This is a genomic window from Kosakonia sp. WA-90, from assembly GCF_039871955.1.
Classification (GTDB): Bacteria; Pseudomonadota; Gammaproteobacteria; order Enterobacterales; family Enterobacteriaceae; genus Kosakonia; species Kosakonia oryzendophytica.
Window position 1 is genome coordinate 144,197 of the sequence record NZ_JBDPLJ010000002.1, and the last position, 16,837, is coordinate 161,033.

A 16,837-nucleotide genomic window follows, 5' to 3' on the forward strand; every position below is an offset into this window, starting at 1 on the left:
ATGACGAGATTTTGGCTATGTTCAAAGTTTGCCGCTGCTTCAGGGGCCATACTAGGCGGCGCATCGGGATCGTAATCACGCTTTATCACACTGAAAGCAACGTGAAAGGAACCTCAAATGGATGACCAGTTAAAACAAAGTGCCCTCGATTTCCACGAATTTCCTCGTCCGGGGAAAATTCAGGTGTCCCCGACCAAGCCTCTGGCCACCCAGCGCGACCTGGCGCTGGCGTATTCGCCGGGTGTTGCGGCGCCGTGCCTTGAGATCGAAAAAGATCCGCTGGCAGCCTACAAATACACCGCGCGCGGTAATCTGGTGGCGGTCGTGTCCAACGGTACCGCCGTGCTGGGGCTTGGCAACATTGGCGCGCTGGCCGGTAAACCGGTAATGGAAGGAAAAGGGGTGCTGTTCAAGAAATTCGCCGGTATCGACGTGTTTGATATCGAAGTCGACGAGCAGGATCCGGACAAACTTATCGATGTGGTTGCCGCGCTGGAACCGACGTTCGGCGGCATCAACCTGGAAGACATTAAAGCGCCGGAGTGCTTCTATATTGAAGCCAAATTACGCGAACGCATGAATATCCCCGTGTTTCATGACGATCAGCACGGCACGGCGATTATCAGCACCGCCGCCATTCTGAATGGCCTGCGCGTGGTAGAGAAAAACCTCTCTGATGTCCGCATGGTCGTTTCCGGCGCAGGCGCAGCCGCTATTGCTTGCATGAACCTGCTGGTGGCGCTTGGCATGCAGAAACACAACATTGTGGTCTGCGACTCGAAAGGGGTGATTTACAAAGGGCGTGAGCCGAATATGGCGGAAACCAAAGCCGCCTACGCGGTGGAGGATGACGGCAAACGCACGCTGGCGGATGTGGTGGCCGGTGCGGACATCTTCCTTGGCTGTTCCGGGCCGAAAGTGCTGACACCGGAAATGGTGAAAGAGATGGCGCGCCAGCCGTTGATCCTCGCGCTGGCTAATCCGGAACCGGAAATTTTGCCGGACCTGGCGAAAGCGGTACGCCCGGACGCCATTATCTGTACCGGGCGTTCTGACTATCCCAACCAGGTGAACAACGTGCTGTGCTTCCCGTTTATTTTCCGCGGCGCGCTGGATGTGGGCGCTACGGCGATTAACGAGGAGATGAAACTGGCGGCAGTCAACGCGATTGCGGAGCTGGCCCATGCCGAGCAAAGCGAAGTGGTGGCGTCTGCCTATGGCGATCAGGATCTGAGCTTTGGCCCGGATTACCTGATCCCGAAACCGTTCGATCCGCGCCTGATTGTGAAAATCGCACCGGCAGTGGCGAAAGCTGCGATGGTGTCCGGCGTGGCGACAAGACCGATTGCTGATTTCGATGCCTATGTCGATAAACTCACCGAGTTTGTCTACAAAACCAATCTGTTTATGAAACCGATCTTCGCCCAGGCCCGCAATGCGCCTAAACGTGTGGTGCTGGCGGAAGGGGAAGAGCCGCGCGTACTGCATGCCACTCAGGAACTGGTGACGCTGGGGCTGGCAAAACCGATCCTTGTCGGGCGACCGGGCGTGATCGAGATGCGTATCCAGAAGCTGGGTTTGCAAATCCGCCCGGGTGTTGATTTTGAAATTGTGAACAACGAATCCGACCCGCGTTTTAAAGAGTACTGGATGGAGTACTTCACGATCATGAAACGACGGGGGATCACCCAGGAGCAGGCGCAACGTGCGGTGATCAGCAATACCACTGTGATTGGCGCCATCATGGTTCATCGCGGAGAGGCGGATGCGCTGATTTGCGGCACCATTGGTGATTACCACGAGCACTTTAGCGTGGTGCAGGAGATCTTCGGTTATCGCGATAACGTGCACACCGCCGGTGCGATGAATGCGTTGCTGCTGCCGAGCGGCAACACCTTTATTACGGATACCTACGTCAACGAAGATCCGAGCGCGGAACAGCTGGCAGAGATCACTTTGTTGGCGGCGGAAACGGTACGTCGATTCGGGATTGAACCGCGTGTGGCGCTGCTCTCTCACTCACAGTTTGGTTCCTCCAATGCCCCGGCGGCGGTGAAAATGCGCGATACGCTTGCGCTGGTGCGTGAACGTGCGCCGGAGCTGATGATTGACGGAGAAATGCACGGTGATGCCGCGCTGGATGAGGCTATCCGCCATGAACGTATGCCGGATAGCCCGCTGAAAGGGGCGGCGAATATCCTGATTATGCCGAACGTTGAGGCGGCGCGTATCAGCTATAACCTGTTGCGCGTCTCCAGTTCGGAAGGGGTCACCGTCGGGCCGGTGCTGATGGGGGTGGCGAAACCGGTGCATGTGCTGACGCCCATTGCTTCCGTTCGCCGTATCGTCAATATGGTCGCGCTGGCGGTCGTTGAAGCACAAACGCAGCCGCTGTGATGCGTTACGCCATCAGGTAATCCGTGCCTGATGGCGATTCCGTCTTATCCGGGCGGTAAAATTAAACCCACTCTCTGACTTTAATAAACTCACTGAGGGCGGCCTCCGGGCTGCCTTCTGCGGGGTGATAGTTGTATTCCCAGCGCACCAGCGGCGGCATTGACATCAGGATCGACTCGGTACGCCCGCCGGTTTGCAAACCGAACAACGTTCCGCGATCCCACACCAGATTAAACTCCACATACCGCCCGCGTCGGTAGAGCTGGAAATCCCGCTCGCGCTCGCCATAAGGGATGGCCTGGCGGCGTTCAACAATCGGCAAATAGGCGTCGGTGTAGCCTTTGCCCACGGCCTGCATAAAGGCGAAGCAGCGATCAAAATCCGGCGTGTTCAGATCGTCAAAAAACAGCCCGCCAATACCGCGCTGCTCATTGCGATGTTTGAGGTGGAAATAGTCATCACACCATTTTTTGTAACGCGGGTAGACTTCTTCACCAAACGGCAGGCAGAGGTCGCGCGCGGTGCGATGCCAGTGCTGCGCATCTTCCTCAAAACCGTAATAAGGGGTGAGATCGAAACCGCCGCCAAACCACCATACTGGATCCGCGCCGGGTTTCTCGGCAATAAAAAAGCGCACATTGGCATGGCTGGTGGGAACGTACGGGTTACGCGGGTGCACCACCAGTGAGACGCCCATCGCTTCAAAACTGCGCCCGGCCAGTTCAGGGCGGTGTGCGGTGGCAGAAGCGGGCATGGCATCGCCGTGCACATGAGAGAAGTTAACCCCGGCTTGTTCAAATACGCCGCCGTCGCGCAATACGCGGCTGCGCCCACCGCCGCCTTCCGCGCGCTGCCAGACGTCTTCGACAAACGCTGCGCCATCAATCGCCGAGAGCTGGCGGCAGATCTCATCCTGCAAGTTCAGCAGGGCGGTTTTTACCGGATGTACGTCGGGTGTGGTCATCAGCGTTTCTTCGTATGAGTTTTATGATTATCAAACCAGTTAAAGTAACTGAGTACGCCGTCGGCAATCGCGTTGGCGATCTTCTGACGAAACGCGGCAGTACCCAGCAGTTTCTCTTCCGCCGGGTTGGTGATAAACGACGTTTCCACCAGTACGGAAGGGATCGACGGTGATTTTAGCACCACAAATGCCGCCTGCTCTGTATTGCGGCTGTGCAAGCGGTGCACGGGTTTAATCTGTTTAAGGATATGCGAACCCAGCGTCAGGCTGTTTTTAATGGTGTCGGTCTGCACCAAATCGAACAGCACCTGTTGCAGCAGATGATCTTTATCCGTCGCTTTTTTCCCGGCGACTTCATCGGCGGCGTTCTCTTTGTCCGACAGGTATTTCGCCATCGCGCTACTGGCACCGCGATTAGAGAGGGCAAAAACGGATGCGCCCGCCGCGCTGGGGTTGGTAAAGCCGTCGGCGTGGATTGACATAAACAGGTCTGCGCCATGCTGATGGGCGATCTCAACGCGGTCGTATAACGGGATAAACGTATCGCCGGTGCGCGTCAGCCTTGCGTCAATGCCCTGGGCGCGAAGCTGGGCACGGACATTTTTGGCGATCGCCAGCACGACATGTTTCTCTTTGGAGCCATTATGACCAATGGCACCGGTATCAATCCCACCGTGACCCGGGTCGAGCATAACGATGCGCCTGGCTCCCGCTTTCTTTGCTTTTGGCTTGCTGTGGCCGGTGGTGGTTTTTAGCGGCGTCTCATCCTTTGCGATGGCGCGGGACATACCCGACAATGTCAGAGCTGCCAGACCTGCTTTCAGCAGCTGGCGGCGCGAGGTGAGTGTTTTTAAAGGTTTAAAAGTGCTCATACAGCCTGAGTTGTATTATCCGTGGTCCCTGGTGTTATATCGTATCGTGTTTGCCGTTACGACAGTCCGTAAGAACTATTGTTTTACTTTTCATTTCAATACGTGACAGAGTGACATTATGCCATTTTTCAATAGCGATCTCGCTGGATATTGGCTACGGCGGCGCTTAGGGCCATAATCGCTATTTTCACAGTTGAAAAGATGGGGCATACCATGGAGATACGCGTTTTTCGCCAGGAAGATTTCGAAGAAGTGATCACCTTGTGGGAGCGCTGTGGTCTGCTGCGGCCCTGGAACGATCCGGAAATGGATATTGAGCGCAAAGTGAATCACGACGTCAGCCTGTTTCTGGTAGCAGAAGTGGGCGGCGAAGTCGTCGGGACGGTAATGGGCGGCTATGACGGTCATCGCGGTTCTGCGTATTACCTGGGCGTGCATCCTGAGTTTCGCGGGCGTGGGATTGCGAACGCGTTGCTCAACCGGCTGGAGAAAAAATTGATTGCCCGTGGTTGCCCGAAAATTAACCTGATGGTGCGTGAAGAGAACGAGATGGTGATCGGCATGTATGAGCGGTTGGGCTATGAACACATGGACTCTGTGAGCCTGGGTAAGCGTTTGATTGAAGATGAAGAGTACTGAAATCCATCCCGCCGATTACGACAGTCATGGTCGTCTTAAGCTGCCTTTCCTGTTCTGGTGCGTGCTGTTTTTACAGGCCCGCACCTGGGTGCTGTTTGTCATGGCTGGCGCGTCACGCGGTCAGGGAGATGCGCTGCTAACACTCTTCTACCCCGATCACGATGATTTCTGGCTGGGATTGATCCCCGGCGTGCCTGCGGCGTTGGCGTTTGTACTGAGCGGTCGCCGCGAACAGGTTCCCCGTCTCTGGCGCACAATCTATCCCTTATTATTGCTGGCGCAACTGGCGTTGTTGTTATGGCAACCCTGGCGTTGGTTAACCGGCGAGGCATTATCCGGCCCGGCAATAGCGCTGATGATTGCCGACGCTGTCTCCCTGTTATGGTTGGTGACAAACCGTCGCCTGCGTGCCTGTTTTTATGCCGATCCACATTGAATGGCACTTTTTGCCGTTCCCGGACTCCAACAGGCGTTAAATGAACAAGAAAGGAATGTGTATGAAATCCCTGCGTATGGTTGTTTGCGTCCTGCCGCTGGCGTTGGCGGGCTGTTCGACCCTCTCCTCCGTAAACTGGTCAGCAGCGTATCCGTGGAACTGGTTTGGTTCTTCCGTTGAGGTGAGCGATAACGGCGTGGGTAACATCACGGCGGCTACACCGCTGACTGAACAGGCTATCAGCGACGCATTAAAGGGTGATTACCGTCTGCGCAGCGGCATGAAAACGGAGAAAGGGGTGGTCGTGCGTTATTTCGAAGCGCTGAGAGATAACCAACTGGCGCTAGTGGTCAACGGTGAAAATGGCGCAGTCAGCCGCATTGACGTGCTGGACCACGATATTGCCAGCGACAAAGGCGTGAAAGTCGGTACGCCTTTCACTGATCTCTATGACAAAGCTTTCGGCAACTGCGTGAAAGCAACAGGCGACGACAGTGATGGTGTGGAGTGCAAGGCGCCGGGTAGCCAGCATATTAGCTATGTGTTCACCGGTGAGTGGAGCGGCCCGGAAGGGTTGATGCCCGCGGATGATGTCCTGAAAAACTGGAAAGTCAGCAAGCTTATCTGGCGTCGTTAATTTGATCGAATCGCGTCGGTCAGCGCTAAAAAACAGGTACAATGCCGCTATCAATGCCACGGATGCGTGGCATTATTTTTTCAGGAGGAGTGATGTCTCAGGTTCAGAGTGGCATTTTGCCAGAGCATTGCCGTGCGGCAATATGGATTGAAGCCAGCGTGAAAGGGGACACAGATGCCCTGCGCGCGGGCAGTAAAGCGTTCGCCGATAAGCTGGCGACATTTCAGATGACATTCCCGGACGCTAACCTTGGTGCGGTAGTTGCCTTCGGCAACACGGTGTGGCGTGCACTGAGTGGTGGGGAAGGAGCGGCAGAGCTGAAAGACTACCCCTCATATGGTAAAGGTCTGGCGCCAGCAACGCAGCACGATGTGCTGATTCATATTCTTTCCCTGCGTCATGACGTGAACTTCTCGGTGGCACAGGCTGCGCTGGACGCGTTTGGCGATGCGCTGGAAGTGAAAGAAGAGACGCACGGTTTCCGCTGGGTGGAAGATCGCGACTTGAGCGGTTTTGTCGACGGTACGGAAAACCCGTCAGGGGTTGAGAAACGCCGTGAAGTGGCGATTATTCAGGATGGCGTAGACGCTGGTGGCAGCTATGTGATGGTGCAGCGCTGGGAGCATAACCTCAAGCAGCTCAACCGCATGAGCGTGGGCGATCAGGAAATGATGATCGGCCGTACCAAAGAGGCCAATGAGGAGATCGACGGCGATGCGCGTCCGGTGACGTCTCATTTGACCCGTGTCGATCTGAAAGAAAATGGCAAGGGGTTGAAAATTGTTCGCCAGAGCCTGCCGTACGGTACGGCCAGCGGCACGCACGGTCTTTATTTCTGCAGCTACTGCGCCCGTCTTTATAACATCGAACAGCAACTGCTGAGCATGTTCGGCGATGCTGATGGCAAGCGCGACGCGATGCTGCGCTTTACCCGCCCGGTAACCGGGGGGTATTACTTCGCGCCGTCTCTCGATAGATTACTGGCGCTGTAAGCGCAAGGCCGGGCGGGGACATTTCGCCCGGCGTACTCCCTTCTGCTTATATTCTTTTCTGATTCCAAATCACCAATTGGTATATAAAACCGTTACTGTTTTCACACTCGTTATAAATAAACTGAAGGTCAGAGAGTCATCAGCTTATAAGGGTGCGCAATGGTCGTTAACTTACTCAAAAAAGGATATCTGACGCTGACAGCGTTGACGCTGTTTGCTGCGCAGGCGCAGGCGACGGAATTGCTTAACAGCTCATACGACGTATCGCGTGAGCTTTTTGCGGCCCTTAATACGCCATTTGAACAACAGTGGGCGAAAGATAATGCCGGCGACAAGCTGACGATCAAGCAGTCGCATGCGGGGTCGTCCAAGCAGGCGCTGGCTATTCTGCAAGGCCTGAAAGCCGATGTTGTGACCTACAACCAGGTCACCGATGTGCAAATCCTCCATGACAAAGGCAATCTGATCCCGGCGAACTGGCAGAGCCGTTTGCCGAATAATAGCTCACCGTTCTACTCCACCATGGCCTTCCTGGTGCGTAAAGGCAACCCGAAGAATATTCACGACTGGAACGATCTGGTGCGTGATGATGTGAAACTGATTTTCCCGAATCCGAAAACTTCCGGTAATGCGCGTTATACCTATCTGGCGGCCTGGGGTGCAGCGGATCAGGCTGACGGCGGCGATAAAGCCAAAACGCAGCAGTTTATGACCCGTTTTTTGAAAAACGTCGAAGTGTTTGATACGGGCGGTCGCGGCGCGACAACCACTTTTGTTGAACGCGGTCTTGGCGATGTACTGATCTCGTTTGAGTCGGAAGTCAATAACATCAGCAAGCAGTACGCGGCGCAAGGTTTTGAAGTGGTGGTGCCGAAAGTGAATATCCTCGCCGAATTTCCGGTGGCCTGGGTAGATAAAAACGTACAAGCCAATGGCACTGAAAAAGCGGCGAAAGCCTATCTGAACTGGCTCTATAGCCCGCAGGCACAAACTATCATCACCGATTACTACTACCGCGTGAACAACCCGGAAGTGATGGCAAAACTGAGTGACAAATTCCCGCAGACTACGTTGTTCCGCGTCGAAGACAAGTTCGGTAGCTGGCCGGAAGTCATGAAAACCCATTTTGCCAGCGGTGGCGAGCTGGATACGTTATTGGCGGCGGGGCGTAAGTGATGTTTGCAGGATCGGCTAAGCGCGTGTTGCCGGGCTTTGGTTTGAGCCTTGGCAGCAGCCTGTTTTTTGTTTGTCTGGTATTACTGCTGCCGTTGAGCGCACTGGTTATGCAACTGGCGCAAATGAGCTGGTCACAATATTGGGAAGTGGTCACCAACCCGCAAGTCGTAGCCGCGTACAAAGTGACGTTGCTGGCAGCGTTTGTCGCCTCGGCGTTTAACGGCGTGTTTGGGCTGCTGATGGCATGGATCCTTACCCGTTACCGTTTCCCTGGGCGCACGCTGCTGGATGCGCTCATCGACCTGCCATTTGCATTGCCGACGGCGGTCGCCGGCCTGACGCTGGCGTCGCTGTTTTCGGTAAACGGTTTTTACGGTGAATGGCTGGCGACGTTCGATATCAAAGTGACCTATACCTGGCTGGGTATCGCGGTGGCAATGGCGTTTACCAGCATTCCGTTTGTGGTGCGTACCATCCAGCCGGTACTGGAAGAGCTTGGTCCGGAGTATGAAGAAGCGGCGGAAACCCTCGGCGCAACGCCCTGGCAGAGCTTCCGCAAAGTGGTGCTGCCGGAGCTGTCTCCGGCGCTGATGGCGGGTGTGGCACTCTCTTTTACCCGCAGTCTGGGCGAGTTCGGTGCGGTGATTTTTATCGCCGGGAATATCGCCTGGAAGACGGAAGTGACCTCGCTGATGATTTTTGTCCGTTTGCAGGAGTTTGATTACCCCGCTGCCAGCGCGATTGCTTCCGTGATCCTCGCGGCTTCACTGCTGTTGCTGTTTTCCATCAATACCCTGCAAAGTCGCTTTGGCCAGCGTGTGGTAGGTCACTAATGGCGGAAATAACCGAATTGAAACGCTATGACAAACCTCAGGTGAACTGGGGGAAATGGTTGTTGATTGGCGCGGGCGTCCTGCTCTCGGCGTTCATTCTCGTCGTGCCGATGCTCTACATCTTTGTGAAGGCGTTCAGCCAGGGTCTGGTTCCGGTGCTCGAAAACCTGGCAAATGCTGACATGCTGCACGCGATCTGGCTGACAGTGCTGATTGCCTTAATCACCGTGCCGGTGAATCTGGTGTTCGGTACACTGCTGGCCTGGCTGGTCACCCGTTTTAACTTCCCTGGCCGTCAGTTGTTACTGACGTTGCTGGATATTCCCTTTGCGGTTTCGCCGGTGGTAGCGGGGCTGATGTATCTGCTGTTTTATGGCTCCAACGGCCCGCTTGGTGGCTGGCTGGATGCGCATAATCTGCAAATTATGTTTGCCTGGCCGGGCATGGTGCTGGTCAGCGTGTTTGTCACCTGTCCGTTTGTGGTGCGTGAACTGGTGCCGGTGATGCTCAGTCAGGGCAGCCAGGAAGATGAGGCGGCCATTCTGCTTGGCGCCTCCGGCTGGCAGATGTTTAAGCGCGTGACGTTGCCGAATATTCGCTGGGCGCTGCTGTACGGTGTCGTGCTGACCAATGCTCGTGCGATTGGCGAGTTTGGCGCGGTGTCGGTGGTGTCCGGCTCCATTCGTGGGGAAACGCTGTCACTGCCGCTGCAAATTGAATTACTGGAGCAGGATTACAACACAGTGGGGTCTTTTACCGCTGCTGCCCTGCTGACACTGATGGCTATTTTGACGTTGTTTTTGAAGAGTGCGTTGCAGTGGCGTTTGAACAACCAGGAAAAACGCCAGCAACAGGAGGGAAATCATGAGCATTGAGATTGCCAATATTAAGAAATCTTTTGGTCGCACCCAGGTGCTGAATGATATCTCTCTGGATATCCCTTCCGGGCAAATGGTTGCACTGTTGGGGCCATCCGGTTCCGGTAAAACCACCTTGCTGCGCATTATCGCCGGGCTGGAGCACCAGACCAGCGGCCGCATTCGCTTCCACGGGACAGACGTCAGCCGTCTGCACGCCCGCGAGCGTCGCGTGGGGTTTGTGTTTCAACACTATGCGCTGTTCCGCCATATGACGGTCTTCGACAATATTGCGTTTGGCCTGACGGTGTTGCCTAAGCGCGAGCGTCCAAATGCAGCGGCGATCAAAGTCAAAGTGACGCAATTGCTGGAAATGGTGCAACTGGCACATCTGGCGGATCGTTACCCGGCGCAACTCTCCGGCGGTCAGAAACAGCGCGTCGCGCTGGCCCGCGCACTGGCGGTAGAGCCGCAAATCCTGCTGCTGGATGAACCTTTCGGCGCGCTCGACGCCCAGGTGCGTAAAGAGTTGCGCCGCTGGCTGCGTCAGTTACATGAAGAGCTGAAATTCACCAGCGTGTTTGTTACCCATGATCAGGAAGAGGCAACGGAAGTGGCCGATCGTGTGGTGGTGATGAGCCAGGGAAATATTGAGCAGGCGGATGCACCGGATCAGGTGTGGCGCGAACCGGCGACCCGCTTTGTGCTGGAGTTTATGGGGGAAGTGAACCGCCTGCGAGGAATGGTCCGCGGTGGGCAGTTCCATGTGGGTGCGCATCGCTGGCCGTTGGGTTATACGCCTGCGTATCAGGGGGAGGTCGATCTGTTCCTGCGCCCGTGGGAAGTGGACGTCAGCCGTCGCACCAGCCTTGATTCTCCGTTGCCGGTACAGGTGCTGGAAGCCAGCCCGAAAGGGCACTATACGCAATTGGTTGTGCAGCCATTAGGCTGGAGCCCGGAACCGCTAACGGTTGTGATGCGTGATGAGCCAGCGCCGCACCGCGGTGAACGCCTGTTCGTGGGGTTACAAAACGCCCGCCTGTATAACGGTAATGAACGGATTGAAGCCCCGCAGGCGCTTGCTCTGGCGGAGTCCGCCTGATAGGTTAGTGAGCATGTCTATCGCCCGGTGGCGCTTTGCTTACCGGGCCTACAATCTCTGCACAGCTTTGTAGGCCGGGTCAGCGTAGCGCCACCCGGCTTTTTTATTGAGCGAAAATCGTGAACACATTAGAACACACCATCGGCAATACGCCGCTGGTCAAATTGCAACGTCTGACGCCGGACAACGGCAGTGAAATCTGGGTCAAACTTGAAGGTAACAACCCGGCAGGCTCAGTCAAAGATCGCGCGGCGCTGTCAATGATTGTGCAGGCGGAAAAACGCGGTGAAATCCAACCCGGTGATGTGCTGATTGAAGCGACCAGCGGAAATACCGGAATTGCGTTGGCGATGATTGCGGCGTTAAAGGGGTACCGCATGAAATTGCTGATGCCGGACAACATGAGCCAGGAACGCCGCGCCGCGATGCGCGCTTACGGTGCTGAACTTATTCTGGTCAGTAAAGAACAGGGGATGGAAGGTGCACGCGATCTGGCCCTTGAAATGGCGGCACGCGGTGAGGGCACGTTGCTCGATCAGTTCAATAATCCTGATAATCCGTACGCGCATTACACCACTACAGGCCCGGAAATCTGGCAGCAAACGGCCGGGCATCTTACCCATTTTGTCTCCAGTATGGGCACTACTGGCACCATCACCGGTGTCTCGCGCTTTTTACGTGAACAACCGAAAAAAGTCACCATTGTTGGTCTGCAACCGGAAGAGGGCAGCAGTATTCCCGGTATCCGCCGCTGGCCTGCTGAGTATATGCCGGGCATTTTTAACGCCGATCTGGTTGATGAGGTGCTGGATATCCACCAGCGTGAGGCGGAAAATACCATGCGGGCGCTGGCCGTGCAGGAGGGGATCTTCTGCGGTGTCAGTTCCGGCGGCGCGGTAGCCGGGGCATTACGCGTAGCAAAAGCAAACCCTGGCGCGATCGTGGTGGCCATTATTTGCGATCGCGGCGATCGCTACCTGTCCACCGGGGTGTTTGGTGAAGAGAGTTATTCGCAGGGTGCGGGGATTTAACCCCTTAAGGAGACAGAATGGAGATGATCCTGTTCAGGGATAAAACCCGGGCGCAGCAGGCTGATATTGTCGCAGTTCAGTCACAGGTGGTGTATGGCAGCGTGGGCAACAGTATTGCCGTACCCAATATTCGCCAGCACCAGTTGAATGTGCTGGCGGTGCCTACGGTGCTGTTCAGTAATACGCCGCACTATGACACTTTTTACGGTGGAGTAATCCCTGATGAGTGGTTTAACGGCTACTTGCAGGCGCTGGAAGAGCGTGATGTCCTGCGTGAAGTGAAAGCGGTGACCACCGGGTATATGGGCAGTGCCAGCCAGATAACGCTGCTGGCACAGTGGCTGAAGGCGCTACGGAAAAAACATCCGCAACTGCTGATTCTCGTTGATCCGGTGATTGGTGATACAGACAGCGGTATCTATGTAAAACCAGAAATACCCCAGGCGTATTGTGAGCATCTGTTACCGCTGGCGCAGGGGATCACGCCGAATGTATTTGAGCTGGAAGTATTAAGTGGTAAACCGTGCCGGGATCTACAAAGCGCCATTGGCGCGGCGCAGGGGCTGCTCTCTGATTCGTTACACTGGGTTGCCATCACCAGTGCACCTGTGGAGGTGGATGACGGGCAAATCCACGTGGTGCTGGTCACGCCCGATGGGGTTACAGTGAGTGGCTATCCACGTGTAGCAACGGATTTGAAAGGGACCGGCGATCTGTTCTGTTCAGAACTGGTGAGCGGCATTATTCAGGGGAAAACACTGGATATGGCGGTACGCGCCGCGGGTGACAGGGTGGTGGACGTAATGGGGTATACGCTGGACAAAGGGTATGACGAGCTGATTTTACCGCCGTGTTAAAACAAAAATGGCGCCTTACGGCGCCATTTTTACATGCGATGAGCTTACTTTTTGATACGGATAACCGGGGTTTCACCCACGGTCACGCTACCAGACAGTTTGATCAGCTCTTTGATTTCGTCCATGTTGGAAATAACCACCGGCGTCAGGGTTGACTTGGCTTTCTCTTCCAGCAGCGGCAGATCAAATTCGATTACCGGGTCGCCAACTTTCACGCGCTGGCCTTCTTCCGCGATGCGTTTGAAACCTTCGCCTTTCAGTTCAACGGTGTCGATACCGAAGTGAACGAACAGCTCAATGCCGCTATCGGATTCGATAGAGAAGGCATGGTTGGTTTCAAAGATTTTGCCGATAGTACCGTCAACCGGAGCTACCATTTTGTTGCCGGTCGGTTTAATAGCAATGCCATCACCAACGATTTTCTCAGCGAAAACGACATCAGGTACATCTTCAATGTTGACGATTTCGCCAGAAAGCGGGGCAACAATCTCAATGGTTCCGGTGTCTTTTTTATCATCAGAAACCAGAGATTTCAGTTTATCGAACAAACCCATGATCTTCTCCTAAGCAGTAATTTGGGCCGCATCTCGTGGATTAGCAGATTGTTTTTTCTTCAATGAACTTGTTAACCAGCGTCATTAACTCGTCCGTTGTCGGTTGAGCAAGAGCCTGCTCTGCTAACACCTTCGCATCTTCGAAGTTCGTGTTACGAATAATCTTCTTAATGCGCGGGATAGAAATGGCACTCATACTGAATTCATCCAGACCCATCCCCAGCAACAGAAGTGTAGCACGTTCGTCGCCAGCAAGCTCACCACACATGCCAGTCCATTTGCCTTCAGCATGAGAAGCATCAATAACTTGCTTGATCAAAGTGAGTACGGACGGTGACATCGGCTGGTAAAGATGTGAAATCATATCATTACCACGGTCAACTGCCAGGGTGTACTGCGTTAAATCATTGGTACCGATACTAAAGAAATCAACTTCTTTGGCCAAGTGACGAGCGATAGTCGCTGCGGCAGGGGTTTCCACCATAACGCCGATTTCAATGCTCTCGTCGAAGGCTTTACCTTCACTACGCAGTTCCTGTTTGTAGATTTCAATCTCTTTTTTCAGCGCACGCACTTCTTCAACAGAGATGATCATCGGGAACATAATGCGCAGTTTGCCGAAAGCAGAGGCGCGCAGGATAGCGCGAACCTGATCGCGAAGGATCTCTTTGCGATCCATAGCAATACGCACAGCGCGCCAGCCAAGGAACGGGTTCTCTTCTTTCGGGAAATTCATGTACGGCAGTTCTTTGTCACCGCCAATGTCCATGGTGCGAACGATAACAGCCTGAGAGCCACAGGCTTCAGCAACCGCTTTGTACGCCTCGAACTGCTCTTCTTCGGTCGGCAGCGCGTCGCGATCCATAAACAGGAATTCGGTACGGTACAGGCCCACACCTTCAGCGCCATTGCGCTCTGCACCTGCGATGTCGCGAACGGTGCCGATGTTAGCGCAGACTTCTACCTGGTGACCATCAAGGGTGATCGCCGGCAGGTCTTTCAGTTTCGCCAGTTCTGCTTTCTCTTCCGCAACCTGAGCCTGCGCAGCACGCAGGGTTTCGATCTCGTCGTCGCTTGGGTTAACGTAAACTTTGTTGTTCACCGCGTCGAGGATCAGGTAGTCGCCGTTTTTCACTTGCGTCGTGACGCTGCCGGTACCCACAATCGCTGGCAGTTCCAGAGAACGGGCCATGATGGACGTGTGAGATGTGCGGCCACCGATATCAGTGATAAAACCGAGCACTTTTTTCAGGTTCAACTGTGCGGTTTCTGACGGGGTCAGATCTGCCGCAACCAGGATAACTTCTTCCTGGATTGCGCTCAGGTCGATAATCGGCATACCCAGAATGTTGCGCAGCAGGCGTTTACCGATGTCACGCACGTCAGCCGCACGCTCTTTCAGGTATTCGTCGTCCAGCTCTTCCAGGGCCGTAGCCTGGCCTTCGATAACTTCATGTGCCGCAGCATCGGCAGTCATGCTCTTATCTTTAATCAGGGCTATGATTTCCTGCTCCAGCTCCTCATCTTCCAGCAGCATAATGTGCCCTTCGAAGATGGCTTCTTTTTCTTCACCGAAAGTTTCACCCGCTTTCGTTTTGATCGCTTCCAGCTGTGCCGATGCTTTGGCACGACCGCTCAGGAAACGCTCAACTTCCTGGTCAACCTTGTCGGCAGAAATTTTCTTCCGGTCGATGACGATCTCGTCTTCTTTCAGCAGCAGTGCTTTGCCGAAAGCGATACCCGGGGATGCTAAAATGCCTGAAATCATAACCCTACCTTTACTTGTGACTGATCTTGAAAAGAACCCGAAAAACTTACTCGAGTTCAGCCATCAGTTTAACCAGATGTTCAACTGCTTTTTGCTCGTCTTCGCCTTCCGCGGTCAGAGTCACAACAGTACCCTGAGTCAGGCCCAGAGTTTGCAGTTTGAACAGGCTTTTCGCGCTGGCGCTTTTGCCGTTGGAAGTCACAGTGATCTCAGAAGAGAAGCCTTTCGCTTCTTTAACAAACTGAGCAGCAGGGCGGGTGTGCAGACCGTTCGGAGCGGTAATGGTAACTTCTTGCTGGAACATTGTATTTCCCCAACTTATAGGTTTAGTGTTGTGGAACTAAAGTCTAGCCTGGCGGTTTGACTTTAGCCTGTATAGTTAGCGCCGGCGTAACGGAACAAGAGACAGAGGTCGTGCCGAGAAAATCCGCTACAGACGCATCCGATCGCTGACGTTTCGTCCGTCATTAAACATTATGCCGCGAAAGCCAGAATTGAACCAAATCATAAAATCGATTCAGCAAGATGAAATCTGACTTCGATTAATTTCGCGCTTCAAAATAAATGTGATGGTTAAATACCAGACCCGGAGGATCCAGGCAATGCCAGGAGGGGTAAAAATTTGACGTACGCCACAAAAAAGCACCTCGATGGGTGCTTTTTTGCGCTAATTTAACAATCTGGCATCACTGTTGCAGCTCTTTCTCAGTGAACAGATCCGCAAACAAAGCGGTGCTCAAATAACGCTCGCCGGAAGAGGGAAGGATAACCACAATATTCTTGTTGGTAAAGGTTTCATCTTCCTGCAACTTCAGTGCGGCAGCCACTGCCGCACCGGAAGAAATACCCGCCAGGATACCTTCTTCTTCCATCAGGCGGCGTGCGGTACTGATGGCTTCTTCATTCGTGATTTTGACAACTTTGTCGATCAGTTTCAAATCCAGGTTACCCGGAATAAACCCTGCGCCAATGCCCTGTATTTTATGCGGACCGGGTTTCAGTTCTTCGCCCGCCAGCGCCTGGGAAATGACCGGCGAATCGGTCGGCTCTACTGCCACAGTGATCAGATCGGTTTTGCCTTTGGTGTTTTTGATATAGCGCGTCACGCCGGTCAGCGTACCGCCGGTACCCACGCCTGAGATAAACACATCCACCTGGCCATCGGTATCTTCCCAGATCTCCGGGCCGGTGGTTTTTTCGTGGATTTCCGGGTTCGCCGGGTTGCTGAATTGCTGTAGCAGCAGATATTTAGCCGGATCGCTGGCGACAATCTCTTCTGCTTTCTGAATCGCGCCTTTCATGCCTTTCGCACCTTCGGTCAACACCAGGTTGGCACCCAGGGCTTTCAGTAACTTACGGCGTTCAATGCTCATGGTTTCCGGCATTGTCAGCGTCAGTTTGTAACCACGCGCTGCCGCCACATAAGCCAGAGCAATACCGGTGTTACCGCTGGTTGGTTCGACCAACTCAACACCCGGCTTCAGTACACCGCGTTTTTCGGCATCCCAAATCATATTGGCACCGATACGGCATTTCACGCTGAAGCTTGGGTTGCGGGACTCGACCTTCGCCAGGATACGTCCGTTACCGATGCGGTTCAGTCGAACCAGCGGCGTATGACCAATAGTCAACGAGTTGTCTTCAAAAATCTTACTCATAGCCCGTCCTTAACTGTATGAAATTTGGGAACCACATCAGCATACGCACTTACTGTTGATGCGG

The 16,837-nt window shown here is 54.3% G+C and carries 17 protein-coding genes; 11 read left to right on the plus strand and 6 right to left on the minus strand.

From position 1 onward, the window contains the following. Positions 1–117: 117 nt before the first annotated feature. On the plus strand, positions 118–2,397 hold the full coding sequence (gene maeB / locus ABGA49_RS03930) for an NADP-dependent oxaloacetate-decarboxylating malate dehydrogenase (protein ID WP_134317827.1): 2,280 nt from the start codon (positions 118–120) through the stop codon (positions 2,395–2,397). A gap of 61 nt (positions 2,398–2,458) precedes the next feature. Here maeB and hemF read toward each other — a convergent pair whose 3' ends face one another. Then, on the minus strand, positions 2,459–3,361 hold the full coding sequence (gene hemF, locus ABGA49_RS03935) for an oxygen-dependent coproporphyrinogen oxidase (RefSeq protein WP_088238180.1): 903 nt from the start codon (positions 3,359–3,361) through the stop codon (positions 2,459–2,461). Next, positions 3,361–4,233 (minus strand): N-acetylmuramoyl-L-alanine amidase AmiA, encoded by an 873-nt coding sequence (amiA, locus tag ABGA49_RS03940; protein WP_061493782.1) that lies wholly within the window; start codon positions 4,231–4,233, stop codon positions 3,361–3,363. The genes hemF and amiA overlap by 1 nt, the downstream gene beginning before the upstream one ends. A 213-nt stretch (positions 4,234–4,446) precedes the next feature. Here amiA and ABGA49_RS03945 point away from each other — a divergent pair, with 213 nt between their 5' ends. From ABGA49_RS03945 to pdxK, 10 genes are all read left to right on the plus strand, one after another. Continuing rightward, entirely contained in the window at positions 4,447–4,872 is a 426-nt protein-coding gene (locus ABGA49_RS03945; RefSeq protein WP_061493783.1) for a GNAT family acetyltransferase, read from the plus strand. Continuing rightward, positions 4,859–5,308: a DUF2919 domain-containing protein gene (locus ABGA49_RS03950; protein ID WP_134317828.1), complete on the plus strand. Its 450-nt coding sequence runs from the start codon at positions 4,859–4,861 to the stop codon at positions 5,306–5,308. Before ABGA49_RS03945 ends, ABGA49_RS03950 begins: the two co-directional genes overlap by 14 nt. Before the next feature lie 61 nt (positions 5,309–5,369). Further along, entirely contained in the window at positions 5,370–5,945 is a 576-nt protein-coding gene (locus tag ABGA49_RS03955; RefSeq protein ID WP_347665166.1) for an RpoE-regulated lipoprotein, read from the plus strand. A gap of 92 nt (positions 5,946–6,037) precedes the next feature. Further along, positions 6,038–6,937 (plus strand): Dyp-type peroxidase, encoded by a 900-nt coding sequence (locus ABGA49_RS03960; RefSeq protein WP_061493786.1) that lies wholly within the window; start codon positions 6,038–6,040, stop codon positions 6,935–6,937. A 159-nt stretch (positions 6,938–7,096) separates the two neighbouring features. Then, a complete protein-coding gene (locus tag ABGA49_RS03965) occupies positions 7,097–8,113 on the plus strand; it encodes a sulfate ABC transporter substrate-binding protein (protein WP_061493787.1) in 1,017 nt (338 codons plus the stop codon). Continuing rightward, positions 8,113–8,946, plus strand: coding sequence for a sulfate/thiosulfate ABC transporter permease CysT (gene cysT / locus ABGA49_RS03970; protein WP_061493788.1), 834 nt, complete (start codon positions 8,113–8,115; stop codon positions 8,944–8,946). Before ABGA49_RS03965 ends, cysT begins: the two co-directional genes overlap by 1 nt. Beyond that, positions 8,946–9,821, plus strand: a complete 876-nt coding sequence (gene cysW, locus ABGA49_RS03975; RefSeq protein ID WP_061493789.1) for a sulfate/thiosulfate ABC transporter permease CysW — start codon at positions 8,946–8,948, stop codon at positions 9,819–9,821. The genes cysT and cysW overlap by 1 nt, the downstream gene beginning before the upstream one ends. Beyond that, complete coding sequence (gene cysA / locus ABGA49_RS03980) at positions 9,811–10,905, plus strand: sulfate/thiosulfate ABC transporter ATP-binding protein CysA (protein ID WP_061493790.1); 1,095 nt, start codon at positions 9,811–9,813, stop codon at positions 10,903–10,905. Before cysW ends, cysA begins: the two co-directional genes overlap by 11 nt. Before the next feature lie 119 nt (positions 10,906–11,024). Continuing rightward, positions 11,025–11,936 carry a cysteine synthase CysM gene (gene cysM / locus ABGA49_RS03985; protein WP_061493791.1) on the plus strand — a complete coding sequence of 304 codons (912 nt, stop codon included), beginning with the start codon at positions 11,025–11,027 and terminating at the stop codon, positions 11,934–11,936. 17 nt (positions 11,937–11,953) lie between these two features. After that, the gene (pdxK, locus tag ABGA49_RS03990; protein ID WP_134317831.1) at positions 11,954–12,793 is read left to right on the plus strand and encodes a pyridoxine/pyridoxal/pyridoxamine kinase; all 840 of its coding nucleotides are present in this window, start codon (positions 11,954–11,956) and stop codon (positions 12,791–12,793) included. A 44-nt stretch (positions 12,794–12,837) separates the two neighbouring features. Here pdxK and crr read toward each other — a convergent pair whose 3' ends face one another. From crr to cysK, 4 genes are all read right to left on the minus strand, one after another. Beyond that, positions 12,838–13,347 carry a PTS glucose transporter subunit IIA gene (gene crr, locus ABGA49_RS03995; protein ID WP_000522253.1) on the minus strand — a complete coding sequence of 170 codons (510 nt, stop codon included), beginning with the start codon at positions 13,345–13,347 and terminating at the stop codon, positions 12,838–12,840. Between the two features lie 40 nt (positions 13,348–13,387). After that, positions 13,388–15,115, minus strand: a complete 1,728-nt coding sequence (gene ptsI, locus ABGA49_RS04000) for a phosphoenolpyruvate-protein phosphotransferase PtsI (protein ID WP_061493793.1) — start codon at positions 15,113–15,115, stop codon at positions 13,388–13,390. Between the two features lie 46 nt (positions 15,116–15,161). Further along, positions 15,162–15,419 carry a phosphocarrier protein Hpr gene (gene ptsH, locus ABGA49_RS04005; protein WP_007370907.1) on the minus strand — a complete coding sequence of 86 codons (258 nt, stop codon included), beginning with the start codon at positions 15,417–15,419 and terminating at the stop codon, positions 15,162–15,164. 382 nt (positions 15,420–15,801) lie between these two features. Beyond that, positions 15,802–16,773 (minus strand): cysteine synthase A, encoded by a 972-nt coding sequence (gene cysK / locus ABGA49_RS04010; RefSeq protein ID WP_061493794.1) that lies wholly within the window; start codon positions 16,771–16,773, stop codon positions 15,802–15,804. Positions 16,774–16,837: the final 64 nt, after the last annotated feature.